The 26,064-nt window shown below is 38.5% G+C and carries 29 protein-coding genes, 1 tRNA gene and 1 pseudogene; 26 read left to right on the forward strand and 5 right to left on the reverse strand.

Translation table 11 applies throughout. The features are described from left to right. The first annotated feature begins 70 nt into the window (after positions 1-70). The 4 genes from HMPREF0833_RS01870 to HMPREF0833_RS01885 all read left to right on the forward strand — a co-directional run bounded on the left by HMPREF0833_RS01870 (position 71) and on the right by HMPREF0833_RS01885 (position 2,659). Positions 71-610: an RDD family protein gene (locus HMPREF0833_RS01870; RefSeq protein WP_013903452.1), complete on the forward strand. Its 540-nt coding sequence runs from the start codon at positions 71-73 to the stop codon at positions 608-610. 60 nt (positions 611-670) lie between these two features. Beyond that, a complete protein-coding gene (locus HMPREF0833_RS01875; RefSeq protein WP_013903453.1) occupies positions 671-1,114 on the forward strand; it encodes an 8-oxo-dGTP diphosphatase in 444 nt (147 codons plus the stop codon). 222 nt (positions 1,115-1,336) lie between these two features. Continuing rightward, positions 1,337-2,197 carry a MerR family transcriptional regulator gene (locus HMPREF0833_RS01880; protein ID WP_013903454.1) on the forward strand — a complete coding sequence of 287 codons (861 nt, stop codon included), beginning with the start codon at positions 1,337-1,339 and terminating at the stop codon, positions 2,195-2,197. Between the two features lie 150 nt (positions 2,198-2,347). Next, the gene (locus tag HMPREF0833_RS01885) at positions 2,348-2,659 is read left to right on the forward strand and encodes a hypothetical protein (RefSeq protein ID WP_003006843.1); all 312 of its coding nucleotides are present in this window, start codon (positions 2,348-2,350) and stop codon (positions 2,657-2,659) included. 141 nt (positions 2,660-2,800) lie between these two features. Here HMPREF0833_RS01885 and HMPREF0833_RS01890 read toward each other — a convergent pair. Together HMPREF0833_RS01890 and HMPREF0833_RS10960 are read right to left on the reverse strand one after the other, a co-directional pair. Beyond that, positions 2,801-3,022 (reverse strand): annotated as a pseudogene (locus HMPREF0833_RS01890) (type II toxin-antitoxin system death-on-curing family toxin); the annotation flags it as partial. 21 nt (positions 3,023-3,043) lie between these two features. Beyond that, complete coding sequence (locus HMPREF0833_RS10960) at positions 3,044-3,166, reverse strand: hypothetical protein (RefSeq protein WP_013903456.1); 123 nt, start codon at positions 3,164-3,166, stop codon at positions 3,044-3,046. Positions 3,167-3,377: 211 nt separating this feature from the next. On the opposite strand from HMPREF0833_RS10960, the gene HMPREF0833_RS01895 reads away from it, so the two are divergent. From HMPREF0833_RS01895 to HMPREF0833_RS01935, 9 genes are all read left to right on the forward strand, one after another. Further along, positions 3,378-4,265, forward strand: coding sequence for a DUF4300 family protein (locus HMPREF0833_RS01895; protein ID WP_041818172.1), 888 nt, complete (start codon positions 3,378-3,380; stop codon positions 4,263-4,265). An 85-nt stretch (positions 4,266-4,350) separates the two neighbouring features. Continuing rightward, a complete protein-coding gene (locus HMPREF0833_RS01900; RefSeq protein WP_013903458.1) occupies positions 4,351-4,860 on the forward strand; it encodes a DUF6630 family protein in 510 nt (169 codons plus the stop codon). A gap of 70 nt (positions 4,861-4,930) precedes the next feature. Next, complete coding sequence (locus HMPREF0833_RS01905; RefSeq protein ID WP_013903459.1) at positions 4,931-5,344, forward strand: hypothetical protein; 414 nt, start codon at positions 4,931-4,933, stop codon at positions 5,342-5,344. A 66-nt stretch (positions 5,345-5,410) separates the two neighbouring features. After that, a complete protein-coding gene (locus HMPREF0833_RS01910) occupies positions 5,411-6,262 on the forward strand; it encodes a CbrC family protein (protein ID WP_041818174.1) in 852 nt (283 codons plus the stop codon). A gap of 60 nt (positions 6,263-6,322) precedes the next feature. Continuing rightward, positions 6,323-7,078: a CPBP family intramembrane glutamic endopeptidase gene (locus HMPREF0833_RS01915; protein ID WP_013903461.1), complete on the forward strand. Its 756-nt coding sequence runs from the start codon at positions 6,323-6,325 to the stop codon at positions 7,076-7,078. Then, entirely contained in the window at positions 7,075-7,830 is a 756-nt protein-coding gene (locus HMPREF0833_RS01920; RefSeq protein ID WP_013903462.1) for a CPBP family glutamic-type intramembrane protease, read from the forward strand. The genes HMPREF0833_RS01915 and HMPREF0833_RS01920 overlap by 4 nt, the downstream gene beginning before the upstream one ends. A gap of 158 nt (positions 7,831-7,988) precedes the next feature. Continuing rightward, positions 7,989-8,663: an ankyrin repeat domain-containing protein gene (locus HMPREF0833_RS01925; protein WP_013903463.1), complete on the forward strand. Its 675-nt coding sequence runs from the start codon at positions 7,989-7,991 to the stop codon at positions 8,661-8,663. A 183-nt stretch (positions 8,664-8,846) separates the two neighbouring features. Next, a complete protein-coding gene (gene glpK / locus HMPREF0833_RS01930; RefSeq protein ID WP_013903464.1) occupies positions 8,847-10,355 on the forward strand; it encodes a glycerol kinase GlpK in 1,509 nt (502 codons plus the stop codon). Positions 10,356-10,835: 480 nt separating this feature from the next. After that, positions 10,836-11,600 carry a (S)-acetoin forming diacetyl reductase gene (locus tag HMPREF0833_RS01935; protein ID WP_013903465.1) on the forward strand — a complete coding sequence of 255 codons (765 nt, stop codon included), beginning with the start codon at positions 10,836-10,838 and terminating at the stop codon, positions 11,598-11,600. 114 nt (positions 11,601-11,714) lie between these two features. Here HMPREF0833_RS01935 and HMPREF0833_RS01940 read toward each other — a convergent pair whose 3' ends face one another. The 3 genes from HMPREF0833_RS01940 to HMPREF0833_RS01950 all read right to left on the reverse strand — a co-directional run bounded on the left by HMPREF0833_RS01940 (position 11,715) and on the right by HMPREF0833_RS01950 (position 13,742). Beyond that, positions 11,715-11,957, reverse strand: coding sequence for a type B 50S ribosomal protein L31 (locus HMPREF0833_RS01940; protein ID WP_013903466.1), 243 nt, complete (start codon positions 11,955-11,957; stop codon positions 11,715-11,717). A 161-nt stretch (positions 11,958-12,118) separates the two neighbouring features. After that, complete coding sequence (locus HMPREF0833_RS01945; RefSeq protein ID WP_013903467.1) at positions 12,119-12,703, reverse strand: DUF5336 domain-containing protein; 585 nt, start codon at positions 12,701-12,703, stop codon at positions 12,119-12,121. A 94-nt stretch (positions 12,704-12,797) separates the two neighbouring features. Beyond that, positions 12,798-13,742, reverse strand: a complete 945-nt coding sequence (locus HMPREF0833_RS01950) for a DHH family phosphoesterase (RefSeq protein WP_013903468.1) — start codon at positions 13,740-13,742, stop codon at positions 12,798-12,800. Between the two features lie 148 nt (positions 13,743-13,890). On the opposite strand from HMPREF0833_RS01950, the gene HMPREF0833_RS01955 reads away from it, so the two are divergent. From HMPREF0833_RS01955 to cas8c, 13 genes are all read left to right on the forward strand, one after another. Next, on the forward strand, positions 13,891-14,160 hold the full coding sequence (locus HMPREF0833_RS01955; RefSeq protein WP_041818175.1) for a TIGR04197 family type VII secretion effector: 270 nt from the start codon (positions 13,891-13,893) through the stop codon (positions 14,158-14,160). Between the two features lie 17 nt (positions 14,161-14,177). Beyond that, positions 14,178-14,537 carry a DUF3958 family protein gene (locus HMPREF0833_RS01960; protein WP_013903470.1) on the forward strand — a complete coding sequence of 120 codons (360 nt, stop codon included), beginning with the start codon at positions 14,178-14,180 and terminating at the stop codon, positions 14,535-14,537. After that, a complete protein-coding gene (locus HMPREF0833_RS01965; protein ID WP_013903471.1) occupies positions 14,527-16,509 on the forward strand; it encodes a DUF3114 domain-containing protein in 1,983 nt (660 codons plus the stop codon). Before HMPREF0833_RS01960 ends, HMPREF0833_RS01965 begins: the two co-directional genes overlap by 11 nt. Further along, positions 16,430-17,077 carry a hypothetical protein gene (locus tag HMPREF0833_RS01970; protein ID WP_013903472.1) on the forward strand — a complete coding sequence of 216 codons (648 nt, stop codon included), beginning with the start codon at positions 16,430-16,432 and terminating at the stop codon, positions 17,075-17,077. The genes HMPREF0833_RS01965 and HMPREF0833_RS01970 overlap by 80 nt, the downstream gene beginning before the upstream one ends. A gap of 97 nt (positions 17,078-17,174) precedes the next feature. Beyond that, positions 17,175-17,873 carry a hypothetical protein gene (locus tag HMPREF0833_RS01975; protein ID WP_228380371.1) on the forward strand — a complete coding sequence of 233 codons (699 nt, stop codon included), beginning with the start codon at positions 17,175-17,177 and terminating at the stop codon, positions 17,871-17,873. 153 nt (positions 17,874-18,026) lie between these two features. Then, a complete protein-coding gene (locus HMPREF0833_RS01980) occupies positions 18,027-18,470 on the forward strand; it encodes a flavodoxin (RefSeq protein WP_013903474.1) in 444 nt (147 codons plus the stop codon). Between the two features lie 63 nt (positions 18,471-18,533). Then, a complete protein-coding gene (locus HMPREF0833_RS01985) occupies positions 18,534-18,806 on the forward strand; it encodes a chorismate mutase (protein WP_013903475.1) in 273 nt (90 codons plus the stop codon). Positions 18,807-18,852: 46 nt separating this feature from the next. Then, entirely contained in the window at positions 18,853-20,016 is a 1,164-nt protein-coding gene (locus HMPREF0833_RS01990; RefSeq protein WP_218017171.1) for a chloride channel protein, read from the forward strand. A gap of 123 nt (positions 20,017-20,139) precedes the next feature. Next, the gene (gene rplS, locus HMPREF0833_RS01995) at positions 20,140-20,487 is read left to right on the forward strand and encodes a 50S ribosomal protein L19 (protein ID WP_003003254.1); all 348 of its coding nucleotides are present in this window, start codon (positions 20,140-20,142) and stop codon (positions 20,485-20,487) included. A gap of 42 nt (positions 20,488-20,529) precedes the next feature. Next, a tRNA-Arg gene (locus HMPREF0833_RS02000) sits at positions 20,530-20,601 on the forward strand. A 356-nt stretch (positions 20,602-20,957) separates the two neighbouring features. Further along, the gene (locus HMPREF0833_RS02005; RefSeq protein ID WP_013903477.1) at positions 20,958-23,357 is read left to right on the forward strand and encodes a CRISPR-associated helicase/endonuclease Cas3; all 2,400 of its coding nucleotides are present in this window, start codon (positions 20,958-20,960) and stop codon (positions 23,355-23,357) included. 86 nt (positions 23,358-23,443) lie between these two features. Next, positions 23,444-24,172, forward strand: coding sequence for a type I-C CRISPR-associated protein Cas5c (gene cas5c, locus HMPREF0833_RS02010; protein WP_013903478.1), 729 nt, complete (start codon positions 23,444-23,446; stop codon positions 24,170-24,172). Continuing rightward, positions 24,172-26,064, forward strand: coding sequence for a type I-C CRISPR-associated protein Cas8c/Csd1 (gene cas8c, locus HMPREF0833_RS02015; RefSeq protein WP_013903479.1), 1,893 nt, complete (start codon positions 24,172-24,174; stop codon positions 26,062-26,064). Before cas5c ends, cas8c begins: the two co-directional genes overlap by 1 nt.

Here is a 26,064-nt window from a genome sequence, read left to right on the forward strand (position 1 = left end):
GGAATCGAGAGATTGCAGGCTTCTTTTTATAAATAGTATCTTTATTCGCACCCTTATATTATAATAGGAGATGAGAAAGGGGGAGACAGTGATGAAGATGTTAGCAATCAATCCTATTTCGTTTAAAAAAAGAATGACAGAATTTCTGTTTGATTATCTTTTCATTCTAGCTTATTTAGTTTTTCTATTTTTAGGTTCGATGCTTATTTACATCATCTTTTTTAATGGCGTCCCAGAGTTTACAGAAATTCAGTCGCAGTGGCTTGTATTTTTTACCTCTGTTTTGCCAATCACGCTTCTTTTCACATTCTTGGATTATAAAAATGATGGCAGTTTTGGGAAGGTAAAAGCGGGACTTGAACTGGTCTACCAGAAAAAAACAGTGCAGGCAAGCTTGATTAGAAATGTCATCAAATTTTTACCTTGGCAACTCGGTCATATGGGCACGATTCATGGCTTCTATAGTGATTTTGATATGTTATTCATTGTCCTTTCTATTTCGGCTACTCTACTCGCCGTTTCCTTACTGGCAATGACGATGTTTCGGAAAGATAAGAGGCATCTAGGAGACTTGCCAGCCCATACGCAAGTGCAACCAAAAAAAGCATAGGGTACAGATTGTTTATCCTATCCTTAAAGAAAAAGACAAACATAGTTAGGAAGTATTTGTATGAATGAGACCGTTGAGTTTACAAATCTTTGTATGGTAAGAGACGGAGATAGAGTTCTTGTTATGGATCGAAAAAAAGAAGACTGGCCAGGCATAACCTTTCCTGGTGGTCATGTCGAAGTGGGAGAATCATTTACGGAAGCAGTGATCCGTGAAGTGAAGGAAGAGACTGGCTTAAGGATTGCTTCTCCGCAGATGTGTGGAATGAAAGATTGGGTGGAAGACGACATTCGTTATGTAGTTCTCTTTTATAAGACAGAAAAGTTTGAAGGAGACTTAATATCCTCTGAAGAGGGAGAAGTCTGGTGGGAGAACCTGAAAGAATTGCCAAATCTAGACCTCTCCTTAGATATGGAAGATATGCTTCGTATTTTTCTTGAAGAAGACCTGTCTGAATTTTTCTACTACCAAGATGGAGAAGACTGGAAGTACGATTTAAAGTAAAATTGAATGCTGATACTTCTATAAATATACTTGGTAACTTCTTTTTAAACAGTTAACCACAGGGTTGGCTGTTTTTCTTTTTTAATGACTGATATATTCGTGGAACCTTGTTATAATAAGAGATAAAAGAGATTAAAAAATGATTGTCTTCTGTTTATAAGGTAAAGGTTGACATGCCCCTTGGGGACAGGAGTATTATATAGATAAAGGGGGTGCAAGATCATGTTAAGAAATGATATTCAAAGAATAACAGCTTTAACTCGAAAAGCACTAGAATACTATGAAGAAAAAGGTTTTATTCATCCTCGAAGACTAGAAAATGGGTATAGGGAATATTCGGAAAAGGATGTAGAGATTCTGAATAAGATTGCCTTGTTTAAAAAATTAGGGCTAACCATAACAGAAATAAAGGACTGTCTGAAGTCAGATGGGGCTACTGCATCTAGTATTCTCAGAAGAAAAGAGCAAGAACTAGAAAGTGATGAGAAACGGAAAGTAGTGTTCGATCTCTATATCAAAGGCGAAGACACGGATTTGATCAATGAAAAACTTGCGGTCATCGAAGCTGAAGACTCCCTTTATAAGAGACTCGAAAGAGCATTTCCAGGATACTTGGGGCAATGCTTATTTGCTGCCTATCAGCCTTTTTTACAGGAGCCCTTGTCAAAAGATGGAGAAGAAGCATTTAAGAAGTATATTCAATATTTAGATAGCCTTCCAACCTTTGAGTTAAGCAGAGAAGAACAGGATTATGTTGATGAACTGAGTTCTAGTTTTAATATGAAGACCTTAAAAGAGGTTAATGAAGCTAAGATAGCTGCGGTAGAAAGTTATGAAAAGTGGCATAATGAAAATAAGGACACAATTTCTATTTTTGATCGCTATTTGAACAGTGATGATTACAAAACAAGTCCAATGAAAAATATTCAAGATCAACTGAAAACATTTTTGATTAACCATCACTACTATGAAGTAGCTATTCCTCTGATTAGACAATTTAGTAAGAGTTACGATCATTATTATAAAAAACTAACTGAGGCAAGTGACTATTATTTAAAGCAAAAGGGAGATGCTCCACAGTAAATCGGAAATCAATATACTTCATAAGATTTAACGATTAAGAGATAGAGTCAGGGATGACTTACCCTTGCTCTGTTTTTCAGTTTCTTTAGTTGTACTTTCCTCTCCATAGGTGTATAATGTGTCCTTAGATAAACAAATGAGGAGTTTACTATGGAATTAAAAGATTTTACAGAAAAAGAACAAGAACAAATCAAGCAAGGATTGAGTACGGCTGAGATTTCTGATAAAGAAGCAGCGAAGAAGTTGCTTGCCCTTGTACCGCAAGAATGGATCAAACGCATTCCTTTCTTTGTCAGAGGGCATGCGACAACCAAGACAGTTGAGCGTGTAGCCAAGCAATACCCTGAACTCTATGCGGTGGCAAAACGTCAAGGGGACCTTCCTGAAAAAGAAGGCGAAGAGCTCCGCAAAATTATGACAGCTATCTTTGAAGAAAAGATGAACAAACACAAGATTAAATAAGAGTTTTAAAGGAAATGTATTTATTTCTACAATTACGATTAAACATTCCGTAAAAAAGACAATATCAGTTTTCTGAATTCCAGAATTCTAATATTGTCTTTTTTCTTATTTTTTATGCTAAATCAAATTAGACTTGTAATCTTATTGTTTGCCAGTCTCCTTACATGAATGTTCAGAAATCCATTTAGAGTAGATTGCTAACTTTTCATCAGTTAATGACTCCACAGCTATTTTAACGCACATCTCAACGGCCTCATCAACTGTGACAGAAAAATGATAACCATTTAATCGTAAAAATTTCACCAAAACGTAAAAGGCTGTTCGTTTATTGGCATTGGCAAAAACATGCTTTTTTATCAATCTGTTTTTCTATTAGATAGATTGTCAGTTTCCGACTAAAGCTTTGAAAATATCATCATATTCATCAAAAATATCATTAGTCAAATCAGAGTCAAGATTGTTATCTTCTTTGGTTGAATTTCCTTCTTTTACAGTTTCTACTACCATTTGCCTACCTCCTTTGGAGTATTATATCAAATAATTAATAGTATGTAAGAAAATAGTTTTTTTAACACTAGATCCTCAACTATTGTTTTAAAATCAGTATTATTATAGTAGAGAGTTTTTTCTTTCTGTTTCAATCTATTTATTGATATAATGAAGCTAAGAAACTTTAAAATAAATGATTCTTACAACAATTATTAGAAGGAACCATTTTATGAAACCATCTAAAAAAATCATGCTTCTTACTAGCTGCGTCTTGGCGATCTTTGCTTTAGCGGCTTGTGGTAGCAACCAAAAGCAATCTAAGGAAAAGCAGGAAAGTTCCACTGTGCAGAAATCTAGTTCAGACAAGGAGCGCTACAAGGGAAGCTACAGCAACCTCAACAGCAAGGCGAGTGTCGAAGAAGTGCGGACTCTTTTGTCTGCTTATTTGGATCAGGAAAGTGTAGACAAGTTTCTAGGTCTAGTAACAGACTACGATAGCATTGTAGGCTCGGTCGGCTTGACGGGTGACTTCAGTAAGTTCAAGAAAACAGACTACAATGTTGAGAAGATCAGTGACTTGTGGACCAAGAAAAAGGGCGATTTCGTCGGGACCAACTGCCGGATCAATAGTTATACTCTTCTGAAGAATCGCATCGAGATTCCTAAGATGAAAGCGGATAGTGAACTTTTATTTGTGGACAATGATGCCATTGACAAAGGAAAAGTCTTCGATGAGGCAGACAAGGAAGCCTTTAACATTCTGTATTCACGGGTTCCAACAGAGGCTACAACGGATGTCAAGGTCCATGCCAAGAAGATGGAAGAATATTTTGCTCATTTCAAGTTCAATGAAAATGCGCGCATGCTTTCCGTTATTGTTCATGATAACCTAGATGGCAATACCCTTTTTGTCGGGCACGTCGGTGTCTTGGTTCCTGCCAAGGACGGCTATCTCTTTGTTGAGAAGCTGACCTTTGAAGAGCCCTATCAAGCCATTAAGTTTGCGACCAAGGAAGATGTCTACAAATACTTGGAGACCAAATACCAGAACTACACAGGTGAAGGTCTGGCTAAGCCCTTTATCATGGACAATGAAAAATGGGTTGAGATGAAATAAGACCCCCAAATGGAAAGTGACAATTTTATATAAGATTAGAAATCTAGGAACAAAGGAAACTATAGAAAAGTGAGGATAACGAATAATGAATCAAACAGCGAAAGAAGAGTATACTCGTATCGTTCGGTTACTGACTGAGGACAGCTCTATCTATGATGCTATTGAAAATTGCTTAGAATCACCTTGGTCTTATTTTGAGGAAAATATTGATCGCTATGATGAGCGTGGAATTGATGAGGATGAAACAGAAGAAACTATTATTTGGCTTGGCATTGCAGATGAATTGATAGATGCGAATGAAGCTGTTGAATTAGATTGGAATCCTGAATTAGAAGATTTTAGTTACTTCATGAAATCACTGGCTGAAAAGAAGAATCTTCAGATGGAAGATGATTGGTTTGATGAAGAGGACACTATTACGAATTGGTGCTCTATGCTCGATAGGAAATGGGAAACAGAAGGTTTCTGTGTAGGTGGAATAGACATTGATAGCGATAGTTACGTCCTATTTATTTGTGAAGTGGAGACGCTAAAAGAATTAACAAAATGGAGCAATCGCATTGATCAGCGTATTGATCATGCAAAAAATCTCTAAGGCAAAAAAGTGGTGACAGCTACTATTTAAGAACTGACATTACCAAGTAAAAACAGGAAGGAGAGCGAGAATGGCTAGTCATGTGATAGAGTTTGAAGGAATGCAACTATATGCTCCTATTCTATTTGTGCTAGTTTTCTTGCTCGTTTTCACTGTTCTCCTTTTCCTGAGAAGAAGGGCAATCGCGAGGCGTAGTAGTGGTCCCTTCTTTGCCCCTTTCCACATTAGCCGTGGAATCTTCTATATCCATGTCGCTCTGTGTTTCAGTCGTCGCAGGATCCCACTGAAAGAGATCAAGCAAATCACCTATGCAATTTTTCGTGGACGATCTGGTGGTGGGGCTCGCTATGCTTTTTATATCGAGCTTAGAAATGGAAAGACTATTCCCTTCTTTTTTGGAAAAAGCAAGCGGAATGAAGAGCTGGTGGAGAAGCTCAAACGAAATGCAGGTAGGTATGGGTTTAAAGTACATGATCCAGGTTAGAATACAATCATCTGTAGAAATAGGATCTACGATTTGATTCCTTTAAAAATGAAAGCGAGTAGTCATATGAATGATTCTATGAAAGAATATATCCATCTTAAAAAGCAGTTCCAAGAGCAAGAGAAGGATTCATCCAGCGTGCTGGCTCTCTATGAATTTGCGGATCGGCTAGCTTTACTGGAAACTCCAGAAGCCAAGCAGGTATTGGTGGATGTTTACCAAGAGTTGGGCTTGTATGCTAGTGCCTTTTCCCTCTTCTTAGAGCTAGTAGACAAGTCTGATCGCAAGCAAGTTAAGAAGCTTTTTACCTTAGAAAAGATGAGTCTCAGTCATGGAGATCGCTTTGCTCTCCCTCGTCCTTTGACTGAAAAAGAAAAAGAGACTCAAAAAGAGAAAATCAGTTCCTTGCCAACCTTCCGCTATCATCCGGATCCACTAGGGACTGGTGCTTTTAAGGAAGGGGAGCCTAAGACCTGTCCTTCGTGTGGGGAAGACCACACCATCTATTATGTTCTGAGACCTTATTGTGTGGAGGAGCTAAGCCATCTCTGTCCGACTTGTATTGCTACAGGTCGTGCTGCCCAGAAGTTTGAAGCAGAGTTTATACAAGATGCTGATTGGCAAGGGGTCATGGATAAGGAAAAAGATCAGGTCCTATTCTGTCAAACTCCAGGCTATAGTAGCTGGCAGGGCGAATATTGGCTCTCTTGTTGCCGAGACTACTGCGCCTATCTGGGGACAGTTGGCACTCGTGAACTGGAAGAAATGGGCATTGCTGAGCAAGTCTTAGCAGAATACGAGTCACGTAATGAATTTCAGGATGTAGCTGAATACTTAGTCAAGGATGGTTCTATGTGTGGCTATCTCTTTCGATGTCTCCATTGTGAACAATACCATCTATGGGTTGATGCGGATTAGGGGATGCTCCAAATCTAATAGAGTCATGAACTAGATGAAAGAATAGAAAAGGAATCATGAATGAATAGAAAGCAAGCCCTATCTATGTATTTGTTAGGGACCTTCGGTCAAATATTAGGAGTCAGCCTTCTGGTGTGGCTTTTAAGAGCAGGAGGAGCGAAGGTTGATTTTACATCACCAATGGGGATCATCGCTGTTGTTTTAGGTGGCTTATCATCTGCTTTTTGGGGTAGTCTTGCAAGCATTAGTTACCATCAATCTAGTTTTAAACAACTTCTCAAAGATTTTTTTCAAGTCAAAGACAGGTTAGCAAATTATTGTTTGGTGCTTGTTTTCTTGCTACTCGACTTTTTCCCCTTTATCTTTGGTGGTAAGATCACTACTCAATCGTTGGTCTTGCCAGTAGTGCTTTTTTTCAAGGCTCTTCTTTTTGGTGGAGTTGAAGAAATTGGCTGGCGTTATTTCTTTCAACCAACTTTGCAGGAAAAAATACCATATCTTTCAGCTACTGTGATCACCTTTTTAGCCTGGTCTAGTTGGCATCTACTATACTTTTATATCGATGGTTCTTTAGCTGTCATTCAGTTGCTTCCGTTTCTAGTAGGTCTGCTAACTAACTGCTTTATCTTATCGGCCTTGTATCATAAAACGAAAAATTTATGGATCTGTGTCATGACCCATGCCTGTATCAATTCCTTGTCTCAGATTCTAGTGAATGAAGAGGTATGGCTATCTATAGTCAGTAAAATTCTTATTATTAGTTTAGCAATCATGATTGCAAGAAAGAAGTATGTAACAGTAAAGGAGGAAAAATGAGAAAATTTATTTCAAAACAATCAGTCGCTATTTGGTATGCACTGACTGCGCTCCTAGCTACCTTTTTAGTAGGGCAAGTTATCCTTTGGTTTTTCCCTGATGGGACTAGTATAGGTGCCTCACTACTGTTTATCCTAATGAACTGTATTCCCCTGATTACTGCGGCGGTCTTTTCTCTTGTCCTGGGTGAAGTCAAATCCTTGGGTGATTTTTTCAAAAAGGTTTTTCTTCAAAAAGAAAGTCCCCTGTCCTGGATCCTAGCTTTCTTCGTTCCCGTCATCTATTATGGAATCTCCATCCTGCTCATGAATGTTCGCTTTACTGGGAACTCCCTCTTGGCCTTCTTCCTTTATTTCCCCTGGACCTTATTATATGGCGGTCTAGAAGAAGTCGGTTGGCGTTGGTTTTTACAAGATCATCTTTCCTTTAGTAAGCACTTTATACCTAAAATGATGGGTCTTTCCATTGTCTGGTTCCTATGGCATATCCCTATTTATCAACTCCCTTGGATTACAGCAGGTTCGTCCAACTATCTCATCTTTTACCTGATGATTTTAGGGAATACCTTCCTATTTGGAGCGCTCAAGGAGTATTCAAAAGGAGCTGTCCCTTGTATCCTGGCTCATATGCTGATCGATAGTCTGGCTGTCCTTATGCTGGTTCAAAGTTTTCTTCCTCAGATCATCCTTCTAGTTATTTTCGAAATCCTAGTAGCCTCTTGGCTAGTGGCTATACGAAAATCATTGAAATAGGGTTATACCTCTTTCGGTGGGAGTCTGTCATATTTACCCTTTAGGACTTTAATTAAGAGTCCATAAAATGGTATAATCAGTTTAACGAAGAACCTAGAGATAGGATCAAAGTATCAACACAGTGTCATTCTTATCTATAATGAGAGAGGGGCAAGACCATGCAAAAAACCTTTCAGATGTTGCGAAGAGGAGATCTAGAGGCTATCCGTCAGATATTGGATAAAAAGCCTGAAGAAGTCAATGCTGTTTCGGGTGACAAACCTAAAAGAGATCAGGGACAGTCGCTCCTTCAAGTCGCTATCAAATCGGGACATTTAGATATTGCAGACTTACTCATTGATAGAGGGGCAGATCTTAACTTTATTGAAGAGTCGACCGAGCTGAATCCATTTTGTCAACCAGTCATCCAAACAGCCGGTGGAAGAGCTGTATTTGACTGCAGGCGCATGATCAAACGTTGGAATGGCCAATATGAAATGTATTCGTCTAAGGAAAAGGCGGACCAGTCTTTCAAGGTTTTTGAGAAAATGTTGGAACTTGGGGCAGATATCACTCAGAAGGATAGTCATGGGGGAACCTTATTGCAAAATGTTTTAATTGAAACCAAGGAAGTTCTACCATCTTATTATTGGAAAACAAAAGAAACAAGCGATAATGTCCTCATAACGGATGAATTACGTCATGATTTAAATCGTATTTATGATCTATTAATTCGTTATGGTGTGACTGCGGACGAAATAGCTGTCTATCAGAAGATTCCTCTCAAAGAACTTTACCAAGACAGTCCGACCATGGAGTTTTTAAATCGGTTAGATCAAAGCAAATCTTTATAAGCGTATGAAATATGACTTTGAAGAGCCTTAGGGCTCTTTTAACTTTGTCAGATAAAGCTGGAAGTAGAAGGAAAATTTAAACAGGAATTTATTAAAAAAATGGATACAAATCCTAGATGAAATAGAGTATACTAGTTTATGAAAGAACAAGATTTTTAAGTACCTAATTCAGGAGGGCAGTTTATGTCTCAAGAAACTTTCATCATGGCGATTGACCAGGGAACCACTAGTTCGCGGGCTATCATTTTTAATAAAAAAGGCGAGCAAGTTAGCTCTAGTCAAAAGGAATTCACTCAGATTTTTCCGCAGGCTGGTTGGGTGGAACACAATGCCAATGAGATTTGGAACTCGGTTCAGTCGGTGATCGCTGAGGTCTTTATTGAAAGTGGCATCAAGCCCAATCAAATCGAGGCGATCGGCATTACCAATCAACGGGAAACGACAGTTGTTTGGGATAAGAACACAGGCCTTCCTATTTACAATGCTATTGTCTGGCAATCGCGACAAACTGCTCCACTGGCTGAAGAACTTAAAAACCAAGGCTATGTAGAAACCTTCCACCAAAAGACAGGTTTGGTCATCGATGCCTACTTTTCAGCAACAAAAGTTCGTTGGATTTTGGACCATGTTGAAGGAGCACAAGAGCGTGCAGAAAAAGGAGAATTGCTCTTTGGGACCATTGATACTTGGTTGGTCTGGAAGCTGACGGATGGAGCAGCCCACGTGACAGACTATTCTAATGCTGCTCGGACCATGCTTTACAATATCAAGGAACTAAAATGGGACGAAGAAATTTTGGAAATCCTCAACATTCCTAAAGCCATGCTTCCTGAAGTCCGTTCAAACTCTGAAATTTATGGCAAGACAGCGCCTTTCCATTTCTACGGTGGACAAGTGCCGATTGCAGGGATGGCGGGAGACCAGCAAGCTGCCCTCTTTGGTCAATTAGCCTTTGAACCTGGGATGGTCAAGAATACTTACGGAACTGGATCTTTTATCATCATGAATACGGGTGAAGAGATGCAGTTATCAGAAAATAACTTGCTGACGACGATTGGATATGGGATCAATGGCAAGGTCTACTACGCCCTTGAAGGATCGATCTTTATCGCCGGAAGTGCTATTCAGTGGCTTCGTGACGGTCTGCGGATGATCGACAGTTCACCTGAATCTGAGGCCTATGCTTTGAAGTCCCAGAACCAGGATGAAATCTATGTGGTCCCTGCCTTTACGGGTCTTGGAGCACCATACTGGAATCAAGAGGCGCGTGGTTCTGTCTTTGGACTTACCCGGGGAACGACCAAGGAAGACTTTATCAAGGCAACCCTTCAATCCATTGCTTATCAAGTACGCGATATTATCGACACCATGCAGGTAGATGCCAAGACTCCTATCCCTGTCCTAAAAGTAGACGGAGGAGCAGCGAAAAATGATTATTTAATGCAGTTTCAGGCAGATATTCTTGGAATTGCAATTGCCCGCGCGAAAAACTTGGAAACAACGGCTCTAGGAGCAGCCTTCCTAGCAGGTCTGACCGTAGGCTATTGGAAGGACTTGGAAGAATTAAAATCTCTTCATGGAGCAGCCCAAATCTTTGAACCCAAGATGAATGAATCTCGAAAGGAAGAGCTGTACAAGGGGTGGAAGAAAGCAGTCAAAGCCACTCAAGTATTTGCAGAGTCTGATGACTAAAGGGATCAATCAAACAAATAGTTTATGAGAGTGGGACAGAAATCGGTAATTCGTTAGAATTCGATTTCGTCGTCCCACCTCCGCACAGTTGAGTAGGGCTGTAAAAGCTGATGAAATCAGCGCAGTAGAGCCCACTCAACCACTGCGTCTTGCTTGACAATCCAAAAATAATTGAGAGGCTAGGACTTTTGTCCCAGCCTCTTTTTATGTAGCTTTTACAGAATAGAATAGTTATCCGTTGGAGGTAAAAGCCAAACTCTATTTCATGCTTTAGTTCATTTATCACTAAATAAAAATATCATATAAATAAACTATATTTTCAAAAAACAGGGCCAGAGTTTGACACTTATTTCACAAAGGAGTATACTGTTAGCATAGTTTTGGAAGGAACTTATTATAGATTCACCCAAAACTGACTGTTAACCTTTGCTGTTCTGATAGGAACGTTTGCTGGTATCGTTGATACCAAGGAGGAATCATATGTCTAAAGTAGCTATTGTCACAGGTGCTGGTCAAGGAATCGGTTTTGCAATCGCAAAACGTTTGGTGCAAGATGGCTTCAAGGTCGGAGTATTGGACTACAATGCTGAAACAGCTGAAAAAGCAGTTGCTGAGTTGTCAGCAGATAATGCTTTTGCAGTCGTAGCTGATGTGTCTAAAAAAGAAGAAGTGGCTGCAGCTTTCCAAAAGGTTGTTGACCATTTTGGAGATTTGAATGTTGTCGTAAACAATGCAGGTGTTGCGCCAACTACACCACTTGATACGATTACAGAAGAACAATTTACACGTACATTTGCTATTAACGTTGGTGGTGTGATTTGGGGTGCACAAGCAGCTCAAGCTCAGTTCAAAGCACTGGGGCATGGTGGAAAGATTATCAATGCAACTTCACAAGCAGGTGTTGTAGGTAACCCTAACTTGACTGTTTATGGTGGTACTAAATTTGCAGTTCGTGGTATCACACAGACTTTGGCGCGTGACTTGGCGGATTCAGGAATTACTGTCAATGCATATGCACCAGGTATCGTGAAGACTCCAATGATGTTTGACATTGCTCATGAAGTTGGGAAGAACGCGGGCAAAGACGACGAATGGGGTATGCAAACATTCGCTAAAGATATCACTTTGAAACGTCTTTCAGAACCAGAAGATGTGGCAGCAGCAGTCAGCTTCCTTGCTGGACCAGATTCAAACTACATCACAGGTCAAACCATTATCGTGGATGGTGGGATGCAATTCCATTAAGATGAAAAAAGAGGTTGGGATCAACATCCTAACCTCTTATTTTGTGCATTCACAATAAAAGAAACGGAGATCAAAAAAACCACTCCCGAAAGGGAAGTGGTTCTGTGTTGGTTCTTATTTGAGACCGTATTTTTTGTTGAAACGATCCACACGTCCATCTGCTTGAGTGAACTTTTGACGTCCAGTGTAGAATGGGTGTGAGTCTGATGAAATTTCAACACGGATCAATGGGTAAGTTTCACCTTCGAATTCAACTGTTTCACTAGAGTATTTAGTTGAACCGCTGAGGAACTTGTAACCAGTAGTAGTGTCCATGAAGACAACAGTGCGATATTCTGGATGGATATCTTTTTTCATTTGCAATATTTCCTTTCTGCCATGGTCTCTTTCCGAGCCATAGATTGTTACTAAGCTAGTTTACCAAATTTCCAGGATCTTGACAAGTATTTTCACTAATTTTATTTAAATTCATGATCAAAAAAATCACCCTGTCCTAAGCCAAGGTGATTCTGATCTTATTATTGTTCAGATTGATTTGGATCTTTTGGTGCTTCCACTGGTTGATCAGCTTGTCCTTCAGTGTGTTCGTGTGATTCTTTTTTGATTTCATCTACTGCAGTTTTAACTGTAGTAGTTGTCACACGTCCAACTGTTTGTGCAAATCCTTTACCAGATTCAGCAAGTTCTTCGAAGGTTCCTTTTGTGATTTTACCACCTGACATCGCCAAGAGACCAGTTACAACAATAGCGATTGATGCGATTAAAGCAAGGATCAAACCAAAGCCAATTGAAACGCCATAACCATTGAAGTCAACAGCATATTTGTTTACACCAAATAGATCGATCAATGTTACGATAGTTGAGAGAGCTCCTGCTACGATAACACCAATTGCAAAACCTTTTGGTAGTGAAGATTTTACATCGTTCAAGCAAGCAAGGACAATCGCAACGACTGCGAAGATAATAACAAACCATCCATCTCCGCGAAGGCCATTCCAGCTGTATGAACCAAAGGCACCAGCATTAAGGCTTGCCCATGGCAAGAAAGAGCTAAGAATCGCTACCGCAGCAGAGATAATGATAAACAAACGATTTTTTTCCATAATAAGTCTCCTTAAAATTTATTAGCTTTATTTTACCATAAGAAATATCAAATGAAAACCCCATGACCAAGATAAAAAGGCTGAGAAACCGTTCTCAGCCTTCGTTCGTGCGAGCCACTTCTTGTAGCTCTTGGTAGATTTGGTCATTTTCTTCGAGGGAGTAAGAGTTGGCTCCACTCGCTAGTGGATGGCCACCACCATTATGACGTTTGGCAATCTCGTTGATCACTTTTCGTTTGCTACGCATTCGGACACGGAAGTGACCGTCGGCCTGCTCGACAAAGATAGCCCAAACAGACACGGTATCAATGCGCCCAGGTGCCCCAACAATTGCAGCAGTCTCTGAATCCCGTAGATCGAATTTCTTTAAGAGTTCTTGTGTCAAGGTCACACGCGCAGCACCATGTTCATCGATCTCAAGATGGTCATAGACATAACCTTGAAGCTTAGCGGTTTTGAGATTGATCGTATCCATCTGACGAGCAAGTGCTGTAAAATCAAAAGGAATGCCTCGAAGATAGGCAGCCAGCTCAAAAGTCCGAGTCGAAGTAGCAGGATAAAGGAAGCGACCTGTATCGCCGACAATCCCAGCATAGAGAAGACGCGCAGCACATACAGGAAGTTCAAGATCCAATTCCTTAGCAAAAAGTGCGATTAACTCACTGGTAGAGCTAGACTCAGTATCGACCCAGAGCAGATCGCCATAAGCATCGTCATTTGGGTGGTGGTCGATCTTGATCAGGAAATCACCATTCGTATAGCGCTTGTCATCGATGCGGGGAGTATTGGCTGTATCACAGACAATCACCAAAGCTTCAGCATAGTCCTCATCGCTGACAGTATCCATTTCAGCAAGCCAAGTCAAGGTCGGCTCATCATAGCCAGTTGCCAAGACCCGCTTTTGAGGGAAGTGCGCACGCAGGAGATCCCGCAAGCCCACCTGGCTACCAATCGCATCCGGATCCGGATTCTGATGACGGTGGATAATAATCGTGTCATAAGCTTGAATCTTTTCAAGAATTTCATTCATTACGTTCATACATTACCTCATTTTCTCTGTCAATTTTAACATAAGAAAGGCCCATCCAGCAAGCATTTATCACTAATTAGGAGCTGTGGAAGCGGTTTTACATTAGTTCAATATTTTGGTAGAATGGATAAATAGATTTAGTATGGGAGGGACTAGGATGATTGAAATTAAAAGTAATGCTGAAACGGCACAAGAGTTAGCGGCTTCTTTAAAAAGTAGTGGAGATGCACTTTCGGGAGTTGCATCGGCTTCGAAAGATGAACAAACCAAACTATCTGGTAATGATGCGGCCCATCAAGCCATTGATACTGCTAAAACCAAAGCAGAAGAAATTGCAGCGGCGATTGAATCAATCGGGACCAACCTGCAAAGCGTTTCAACTGGATTTACAGCAGTGGATGAAGCTACTGCTGCGAGCATTCAATAGCTTGAGAGAGTTGGAAGATGAATCACGATCAACAACTATCGGAATTAAGAAGACAAGAAGACCAACTTTTCCAAAAAGAAAGAGAAATTGTAAGAGAAAAAAGAAATCTGGAAGATGAGTTGAACCGCTTTGAGGGCTATAGCTCTGATGCGCACCGTTATTTATGGGATGCATTTGAATCCTATCCTTCCTCTAGAAATTTTTTTGACCAACTTCAAGAGGGATTTCTTCATGAATCGCGAAAAATTTCAAATAGTTATTTAGAAGAGCTGGATGAATTAGCTATTCAAAAAAGAAAAGTCGAAGATGATTTAAATGATATCTATCATGAACGGAAAAAATTAATGATTGAAAAGGAGTGTGACGATGGGAATTGAAGTTTATCGCGGTAGTTTGGATAGCCAAGCTAGTAGCACAGGTACTATGATTGAGCAACAATTGAAAGCTTATGAATCACTAGAAACATCATTAACTCAAATAGAAAATTCTGCCTCGCGCTTGTCTGGCCAAGCTTACGACTCTTTTAGAAGCTTTGTGACAAGTGTTGTCCAGCCATTGAAGGAGGCCGGTGTAGCTTTAGCAGAAGCTACGCAAGAAAGCGTGAAGAAGCTTCCAGCATCCTATCGCTCGGAGGTGGCTGACGAGGACTTACAGGAAGAAAAGTTGGTTTCTGATATTGAACAGTGTGATCGGATGATTGCTATCTTTCATGCAGAGATCAATGAAATTGCTGCTAGTAAATCGACTAGTGCTGGAGATTTTCAACGGTTGCAGAGATTACAGAGGATTCAAGGCTTAAACGTATTAGAAAATATTTTTAAAGCTACTAAAAATAAACTACAAGAAAAATTAAATAAACTCAGAGCGTTTAATGCATCATCGCCAAGTATCTTCTGGGAAATTGATGTCTTAGCCCAAGCTATTCAAATAGCTGTCAATCAAATTAACGTAGCGTGGAATCCAAATACTGGAATGTATTCTATTCCAAAGGATTTATCCTGGTCTGATCTCGTAAATGAAACGATTAAGAATAAAGAGTTTGAAAATGAATATTTGCCAAAGAAACCAAAGGATGTAACAGCGTTCGAATATAACCAATTTCTTACGGGATTACGTGAACAATCAGTGAACCTTAAAGAAATAGATGGCTGGGATAAGTATGCCATCAAAGGTTATGTTAAAGGCGTTTCAAAAAGAACTGCTGATGCCAAGACAGGCAGTGAGTTAAATGCAAGGAGAGATGCTTTGTATGCAGAAACCAAGGAGATTGGATCAGATATCTATACAGAAATGTATGCTAGTAGTAAACTCGATTCAGAAGCGAAAGTTGAACTGGTTCTTAAGCAATTAGGTGCAGAAACGGATGGTAATCAGTTTATGCATTTGACAAGCAAAACGCATAAGATTTCAGAGAATCTACCACCACATGGTGATTTCAACATGTATTTCAGACGTGATGTTGTAAAAGCATTCGGTGATAAACATCTTAATTCATTGAGCGGTGAAAAACTTACTGATAAAGAACGTAAAGAAGAACTTAAGAAAATTAGTCAAAAAGAAATAGCATTGCGACAGCAAGTTCATTTTTTCCGTTATTATCTGGATCGCCAAGCAATTTACTATATTCGCAATCATTACGAAGGCGCAAATGATTACGAAAAACTGTTAGCATATGGTAAAGAAAATAATATTGAATTTGATTACACAACTGGCTCTAACTACCATAATCGCTTTAATCCAAAAGATGGCTTTAAACGTCCCTATAATATGAAGGTTCAAGTCCCTCAGGGCAATTCAGCTAAAGGAAAAGATTTAAACAATGCACGGATGGTGGAATTTATTGTGAATTTGGATACCGGCGAGTTTGACAGTCAATGGGATGCCTATGACAATCATAAACTAGCAGATGGTCGCTATGATTCCAATCCAAATAATTATTTTAAAGATGAATTAAGGGAAATTGCTAACACGGAATCATTTAATTACGGCCCTTCAAAAGGTAATAATACGGATGTTTCGGGAATTTATCAAGGAAAACATGGAATGCTTGATGTGGATGGTACTCCTGAGCCAGCTACTCGAACTGAAGCAAAAAGACTATTTCGCTATGAAAATGATTTGGGTAAAACAGATGAAAAAACTGCTCATGTAGGTCAATTTGCGGATATTGTAAAAGGAGGAGGACATGAAGACTATGAAGCATGGCAACGTAATACAAAAGGAATGTCAGAAAAAGAAAAAATGGAAGAGTATAATAAATATAAAAGTTATGCTAGTGGCATTAAGCCTAGCGATCGCGGGTATAATAAGTATACTCGTAGCCCTGAGTACATCAAAGAGCATAAGTGATACTCATTCAATATTAATAAATAAACGTTATATTGAGACTCAAAGTATTTCAGATAATGATAAAAAATTATCAATCAGTGCAGGTTTTGATTTAAAAGAAAAAGATTTTTTTTATTACCATGGAGCTGCAATAAAAAATAATAAATTGTATGGTGGTAGTCAGGAATATAGTGCTGCGGAGTATTATAAAAGAGCTTTAGATATTGAGCTCACTTCAGCACTTTTAAATCACCAAATTAATATTAAAGATATAAAAGATTCCAACTATCAAATCACTCGTTCAACTGATTCATTCATCAATAAAAAATTATTAGAAGAAAAACATCCGCCTGAATTTGAAGGTAGATATTCTATCAAGGATAGTCAGTTTTCCAAAGTCCGTATCACCTACAACAAAGAATTTCTACCAACAAAAATTGAGTGGTACTATAAGGGTGAAGAAGGACTAAAATGGTACACTTGGCGCACATATTCGTATCCCTTCAAAAATAAGTCTGATTTTGATAAAAAGCTGGATGAAGAAATTGAAAATATTAAAGAAATTCAAGAGGAAAATGAGGGAGATTAACCTAGTTTTGAGATAAAGCTGAGCTTACATATGTCTCAGCTTTTTGAATAGTTTAACACTTCACTTTGGATGTATATTTTGCTAGAATGTGATGGATATGATGAAAGAAATTAAACAGAGAGGATTCAGTTCGAAAGTCTTTCTAGTTGCTTTGTCTCTAGTAGTTGTTGCTGGTGTTTTCATTGCATTCCGCAGAGGCAAGATTCAAGAAAATTCAAAATCGATATTAGAACAACAGCGGTTTATTGTTGTGGATGATTCGGGCGATGAAAATTTATATCGATCTTATTTTGAGAATGGCTATGACTTGAGGAGCAATAATTCTTATAGTAAAACTCAAGTAGTAGTAAAAAATGGGAAAAAATATGGCAGTTATTCGGACGAAAAACCATCCGATAGGTATCATAGAGACTTATACCGAAATATTACTTCCGCAATTTTGAACTTAAAAGTTTCGAGAGAAGAGATCGAAAAATCAAACTTTGTTATTGAGCGAGATCCGAAATCGTTGATTACTAAATCTCTAGTGAAGGAAGGGAAGACACCTGATTTTGAAGCCAAAGTTTTAAATGAAAAGAATCAATTTTCCAAAGTTCGGATCACCTATAATCAAGATTATTTACCGATCAAACTTGAATGGTATTTTAAAGGTAAAGATGGGTTGAAGTGGTATACCTGGAGCCGTTTTTCATATCCCTATCAAACTGAATCTGAATTTAATAAAAAACTAGATGAAGAAATCCAGCGTATTAAAGATATTGAAGAAGAACACGAAGCGGAAGGAAGGGATGGATAGAATAAATCCATCAATAGAGGAAAACAAGGCCGATTAGGTTGATTCGGGCCAATTTCTTGAAACGTGTCCCTTCTTTCAGCTTATCGGGAAAGGTTTCGTGCAAAATGCTTGAAAAAGTGGTATAATACGAGAAATAGCTTTTGGGAGGAAATTATGACTGTAGCGAAGATTGTTTTTGCTAGTATGACTGGAAATACTGAAGAAATCGCGGATATCATAGCGGACAAATTCCGTGATCTTGGTGTCGAAGTAGATGTGGATGAGTGTACAACTGTGGATGCGGAGGACTTCCTTGATGCGGATATCGCGGTAGTAGCGACTTATACTTACGGCGATGGAGAGCTTCCAGATGAGATCCAAGATTTCTACGAAGATTTGGCTGGCCTTGATCTCAAAGGCAAACTTTACGGTGTGGTAGGATCAGGTGATACCTTCTACGATGAATTCTGTAAAGCAGTTGATGATTTCGACCGTTGCTTCGCTGCGACTGGTGCTGAAAAAGGCTCTGAGTGTGTCAAAGTTGATTTGTCTGCAGAAGACGAAGACATAGAAAAATTAGAAGCCTTTGCAGAAGAACTTGTAGCAAAAGCAAATTAATGACAAAGAGGCTGGATCGATGGATTACAGCCTCGATTTATATCCAAAATAAAGAGGAGACACATGGATTTAGATCAGATTCGTAAGGACATTGACCAGATCGATCAAGAGCTAGTAGCCTTGCTGGAAAGGCGGATGGTCTGTGTCGGTCAGATTGTAGAATATAAGGAGCAGCAGGGCTTACCTGTGCTCGATCAAGGAAGGGAAAGAGAAGTGCTTGAGAAAGTCGGCTCTCTCGTGACGGATGATCAGTATCGCACGACTATTCAAGCCCAGTTTCAAGATATGATGAAGCGCTCGAGAGACTTCCAAGAGGAGGTGAGGGCGCGTGACTAGTCTATCGATCAAGCAAAAAGCACAACAGTATGTGGTCCTAACAGGGATGGCGCTTTTCATTGGTCTCTTGGTCGGTGCCATTGATATGATTTTTGGTCAAGGTCTTCTCCTGATTGGAGATTTCCGAAGCCAGCATTGGCCCTTGATTCTTTTTCTAGCCTTAGCGGGGTTTGTCATCGTTTATCTCTATAAACGTTTTGGTGGCAAGGCTTCAAAAGGGATGGGCCTGATCTTTGATGTTGGACACGCGCGTGAGGAGGAAATCCCCTTGGTCTTGGTGCCTTTGATCATGCTGACGACCTGGATGAGCCATCTCTTTGGTGGTTCGGTCGGTCGGGAAGGCGTAGCGGTCCAGATCGGAGCGACCCTTTCGCATCGTTTTGCGCGTTACATTAAGATTCCGGATGCTTCGCGTATTTTTCTCATGACTGGGATGGCAGCCGGTTTTGCAGGGCTCTTTCAGACGCCGCTGGCAGCAACCTTCTTTGCCCTAGAAGTCTTGACAGTTGGCGAGTTGCAGTTGATGGCTCTCTATCCTGCCCTCATCGCTTCGATCGTGGCTAGCTTCACCTCTCATGCCCTTGGTTTGGAGAAATTTGCTGTGCCACTAAGAGAAACGCTGAGCTGGACACCAGAGACCTTGATCAAAGTTGCTCTTCTTGGCTTGGCTTTTGGCCTTGCTGGAAAACTCTTTGCAGTTAGCCTTTCTTGGTTGAAGAAAACCGTCGCTCAAGTCTTGCCCAATCCTTATATCCGGATTGCCCTTATAGGGGCTGGACTTAGCTTGGTCCTCTTGAACCTCCAGCTGACCAAGGTCGGCACTTATAGTGGACTTGGAACCAATCTGATTGATGTGGCTTTTCATCAGGGCAGTGCGCAGAGTTATGACTGGATCTTGAAGCTCCTCTTTACCGTGGTGACCATCTCTGCTGGATACCAAGGAGGAGAAGTGACCCCGCTCTTTGCGATCGGAGCTACGCTTGGAGTCTTTCTTGCTCCTATGCTGGGCTTACCAGTCTTAGTCGTGGCAGCTATTGGTTATGCCAGTGTCTTTGGCAGTGCGACGACGACCTTGCTCGCACCGATATTGATCGGAGGAGAAGTCTTTGGTTATGCTAATCTTCCTTTTTTTGTCATCGCTTGTGCCATCGCCTATTGCCTACCAAAAGAGTGGAGCATTTATTCCGGTCAAAAAGTTGCGAAAAAGTAGAGAAAAGAGCTTTACAAACCTGAAATTATCTGATATGATAGTTTCTGTGCGTAATGGAAGCACAAAAATACAGTTTATCCGCTGAGGGAGGTCCCTCAAGATTGACGAAGATAGGAGAATAAAATGAATCCATTAATCCAAAGCTTGACTGAAGGTCAACTTCGTACTGATATCCCTGCATTCCGTCCTGGTGACACTGTTCGTGTACACGCGAAAGTTGTCGAAGGATCTCGTGAACGTATCCAGATCTTTGAAGGCGTTGTTATCGCTCGTAAAGGTCAAGGACACACTGAAATGTACACTGTTCGTAAAATCTCTAACGGTGTCGGTGTTGAACGTACATTCCCAGTACACACTCCACGTGTAGAAAAGATTGAAGTTGTACGTTACGGTAAAGTACGTCGTGCGAAATTGTACTACCTTCGTGCATTGCAAGGTAAAGCAGCTCGTATTAAAGAAATCCGTCGTTAAGACGAACAAGGAGGCGGGAGTGATCTCGCTTCTTTTTTATCGGTCCCCTTAGTTCAATGGATATAACAACTCCCTCCTAAGGAGTAGTTGCTGGTTCGATTCCGGCAGGGGACATAAATTTATGACGATGAGGGAATTTCTAATTGAATAGAAATCCCTCTTTCGAGACTTTCCTTAGGTGAGAACGGACGTCAGCGAACTTCGTAGAAGTTCCATGACTAATTCTTGAGCCTAAGGTCTCAAGAATTCCGAGTGTCTGAAACGATTGAGTTTCAGGCACTTTTTTCACAGCGGAAAGTCTATAGAAAATAAATTAGAAATTTTATATAAATAGGGGTTATTCCCCTTTTTGTGTGTATATTAAAAGTCAAGAAAAGATGTAATATCTCCATGTAATGAATTGATTTTTTAGGAGGGAAGGAGTAAAATATAGTTAATATTATAACATCTAGAATTTTGCGAGGTTTGTTATGATTTTAGCTCATAAGGATAATAACGGGAATGTTCAATCCCTTCAAGATCATTCTTTTAATGTTGCGACTAAGGCACGAGAAGATGCGAACGCTATTGATCAAGGAGACATTCTATTTTTATTGGGCTTGTATCATGATTTAGGAAAAGCTAATCAAGAGTTTCAAGATAAACTCTTATTGCATCCTAATAAGCATGTTGATCACTCCTCGGCTGGAGCAAGGTATCTTTTCCAAAAGATACAAGTCTGTTTGAAGAGTTTAAATGTAGAGAAAACAGATAGAGAGTTTTTTCAAGAAATATGTGCTTACGTTATATCATCACATCATGGGATGTATGATATTTTACTCCAAGATGAAACAATAAATGCCTCTCAATATGCCTATAACAGGCTACGGTATCGAATAATTGAAGGAACTGAAAGCAATCGTTATCAAGAAGATATTGAACCTTTTGCACAAAAATTAGAAAGTCAATTACCTTATTATGGATATTGTTCATTAGATGATTTAATTAAAAAATCCTTTGAGAATTATCAACAAGCTTGGTCTAATCTAAAGTGGAGTGATGAAAGTGAGAAAGATTTTTATTCCAGTTGTTTTATTAGGCTTTATTTATCGTTACTAAAAAATGCAGATATATTAGACACTATCAATGCTTACGGTATAATTGTCCAACCTTTAAAATCTGAAGAAAGGGAAGAATTAAATCAGTCCTATTTAAATGCTATCGAAGAAAAGTATAGAGGTTTTGATAATCCAACTACACGACTAAATGAAGTTCGTTTACAAATCAGTGAGAGAGTAAAGGAAAGAGGAGAAAATGATTCAGCTGGAATCTATCGATTGGATTTACCAACTGGAGCAGGTAAAACAAACCTCAGTATGCGATATGCTTTCCATCAGCTTGTAAAGCAGAAAAAATCAAGATACTTTTACATTACTCCCTTTTTATCAGTCTTAGAGCAGAATGCTTCTGAGATCAAAAAAATAACAGGTGATGCTGGGGTATTAGAACATCATTCAAATGTAATTCATAAAGATGATGATAATGATGATAAAAAGACATTGATGTTAGATTATTTAATTGATAGTTGGGATAGTCAAATTATTCTCACGTCTATGGTTCAATTTTTTCAAACTTTATTTAAGACAAAATCATCTAATATTAGACGTTTTTCAAATTTAGCAAATAGTGTTTTGATCCTAGATGAAGTGCAATCTTTACCTATTGAAGTCACAACTTTGTTTAATTTAACAATGAACTTCTTAAATAAAGTCATGAACACGTCGATAATCCTTTGTACTGCAACGCAGCCTGCCTATGATTCACCCGTAATAACTAATCGTCTAGATTATGGTGGGAAAAACGGTGAATGTCCTGATATAGTTGAGTTAACTCATGATGAAACAGAAGTGTTTGCAAGAACAGAACTTAGAAAATATAATGAAGAGAATCAACATACAAACCTGGCAGAATTAGTTGACTTTGTTTTAGATAATAATGAGTCCATACTTGCAATTTTTAACACGAAAAAAACAGTTGATAAGTTCTATACGATGCTTGAAGAATTGACAGATCGTCCTCTCTATCAATTATCAACAAATATGTGTGCTCAGCATAGATTTGATATGATATCAGAAATAAAGCAGCATTTACAAGATGGAGTACCAATTATTTGTATTAGTACACAGTTAATTGAAGCAGGAGTGGACGTTGATTTTAATCAAGTTATTCGTTCTTATGCTGGAATCGATTCAATTGTTCAGGCTAGTGGACGCTGTAACCGTGAAGGGAAGCGTCAAAAAGGGCAAGTTACATTAGTGAACCTTAAAAATGAGGAGGAGAATATCTCACGACTTAAAGAAATAAAAAATAAGAAAGAAGCAACAGAGTTCATACTACATGAAAATTCTTCTCCAATCGATACTTCGCTTTTAAATAAAGATTTCTTTGAATATTACTATGCAAATAATCAAGCTTCAATGGATTATCCATTATCGCATGGGGAGTCAGTTTTTGATTATTTAAGTATAAATGAATACCAGTTAAGACCCAACTTTAAAGGAAGAATGAAGCAAGCATTTAAAACAGCCGGACAAAAGATGAACTTGATCAATAATGAGACAATAGGAGTTTTAGTTCCATACGGTGATGCAATAGAAAAGTTATCTCGGTTGGAAGAAATTTGTGAGTCTGATTATCCTTCAGAAGGAGAATTTCAGATTATAAAAAGCCTCTTAAAGGAATTGCAATCTTATACTGTAAATGTGCGTGAGCATGATCCTATTTTAGAAGCAACAAAATCGTATCTAAATGGAAATGTACTAGTGTTATCAGATGGGTATTATCATGAAAAGAAAGGAATTACCATAGAGATGCTAAACTTTATTATGTAAACAAGTTAAGTATTTTTTCTATAGCAAGATTAAAAATAGCAATATAAAAAAACAGCAATATAAAAAAACAGAAGGAGGGTTTTACCTTGTATAGATCAAGAAATTTCTATGCTAGAATTCGTGGCGATAGGGCATTATTTACGAATCCAGCAACTAAAGGTGGGAGTGAAAGATCGTCGTATTCGGTTCCGACTCGGCAGGCTTTACAAGGAATAGTTGACGGGATTTATCATAAACCTACATTTACAAATGTTATAACTGAAGTTAAAGTCGTTAATCAAATACAAACAGAGTTGCACGGTATTCGTGCTTTGTTACACGATTACAGTGCTGACCTGAGCTATGTTTCTTATTTGAGTGATGTAGAGTATCTTGTAAAGTTTTATTTTGTTTGGAATGAGAATCGCGAAGATTTGATACAGGATAGACAGGCAAATAAACACGAAGCGATTATGGAGCGGTCTATTCGAAAAGGTGGAAGACGGGATGTTTTCCTTGGAACAAGGGAGTGCTTTGCCTTGGTGGATGAAATTAGTCAAGAAGAATATGAGAACTGCCCATCCTATTATGATGGATTCTCCATCGATTTAGGAATTATGTTTCATTCCTTTGCCTATCCAACAGATAAAAAAACACCATTGAAATCTTATTTCGCAAAAACAGTTATGGAGAATGGCATTATTAAGTTTAAGTCACAGAAGGAATGTGAAATAGTTAATACATTATCCAGCTACGCTTTTAAGTTGCCTAGTCAAATTAAATCAGTTGATGATGAGTTTAACGAATATGAAGAGATGGAGAAAGGAGAAAGCTAATGGATTTTTTTACTTCTCTATTAAAAGCATATGAAAAAGCAGAGGAGATTGGTTTGGTGGATCAACGAACAGGTGATAATGATCCTGTATTGCTTCCACTATACCATACCAGTCTGAAATCAAATGGCAATAATATAATTCTCATCAAATTGAATAAAGATGGTACCTTTTATAAAGCGGAATTCATGCCAGATAATCAATCGATTATTTTTCCAGTAACTAGCGATTCTGTTGCAAGGTCAGGTAGCAATCCGGCACCACATCCTTTGGTAGATAAGCTATCTTATTATGTTCAAGAAGTTAGTCAATCTCAATACGAAGAATTCCATAATCAACTTGCTAACTGGGTCTGTTTTTGTAAGGAAGATGAGGTTAAAGATTATTTAGAAAAGATTCAGAGGTTTATACTTAGAGCGGATTTTTTAAATATCGTTTTAAATTCTCTGTTTGGTGAATCCTATCAAAGAGAAAATTTGAAGGTAACCTATCAAGATTCGAATGAAAAAAGTAAAACGATTGATTTATCTGCTTGTTTCATTGAGTTTTCGATTGTACAATACCATGGTTTCAAAGATGAATCTGTAACGACATACAAAGAATTACATCAATCCTTTATATCATTTGTAAGAGCATTTCAAGATAATATGGGAGTGTGTAATATAAGCGGACGCAATGAGACAATCACAAATAAACATAGAGGATTGATGGGAAATGCTAAAATCATTTCTGTTAGTAATAAAGTCGAAGCTTATAAAGGACGTTTTAAAGAACGCGAAGATGTTTTTAGTGTAGGTTATGAAACCTCTGAAAAAATCCATTTGATGATTAAGTATTTGCTTGAAAATAATAACAGTAGTACATGGTTGGGATCATCACAGTATCTTATTAACTGGTTTAGTGATGATTTGGCAAATAAAAGTCAATTAGATATTGTTAAACCTGAGTTTGATAGCCTATTTGAGGATGAAGAAGATGATATAGAAGAACGTCATCAATTGATTAGACCAAATGCTGAGAATCAAGAGATTGGATCTTCGTTTATTAAGGGACGAAAATTATTTGGAAATGATGCTACATATTATATTGCAATATTAAACAAAACAAGTAATGGCCGTATCGCTCTTAAATATTTCCGTCAACTTCAAGTATCTCAGTTATTAAAAAATCTGGAAAATTGGCAAGACACTTATTCTTGGGAAGCGAGAACAAAATCAGGAACTTATAAACAAAAAACACCGAATTTCAACGAGATTATTAATGCAGCCTATGGTGTAGATAGAGGACGTTATCTAGAATTAGACAATGATAGTTTTCGAAGTGATCAATATCAGCAATTAGTGACAGCCTTAATTGATGGGAAATCCATTCCAAATACAATCGTTAAAAAACTAGAAGCTAATATTAAACATCGGCAAAATTATCCTAAATGTTGGCATTCATTGCAACAAGTTAGTTTAGCAGTTCTACATAAACAATATGGAAGGGAGTTTAATCCAATGGTAGACCATGAAAACACTAATCGTTCTTATCTATTTGGACGATTACTAGCTATTTTTGAGTTAATGGAAGCTCAGAGATATCGTATAGAAGGTGGTAATCAAGAAAGGATAACAAATGCTGAAAGGTATTGGAATGCCTATACGAGCCAACCAGCTAAGTTGATGATGAACCTCGCAAATAAAATTAAACCTTATGAAGAGACAGTCAAATTAAACTCTAGAGGAATCTATAATAAATTGGAAAAAGAGCGAGAAGAAATCATTTCTCTATTAAGTCCTTTAATGATGAATAAAGATATAAATGATCCTTTAGATTATCAATTTATTTTTGGTTATTATAGCGAAAAACAATATTTTTATACTAAAAAAGAAAAATACGAAAGTGAGAACTAG

This window comes from Streptococcus parasanguinis ATCC 15912 (genome assembly GCF_000164675.2).
Taxonomy (GTDB): Bacteria; Bacillota; Bacilli; order Lactobacillales; family Streptococcaceae; genus Streptococcus; species Streptococcus parasanguinis.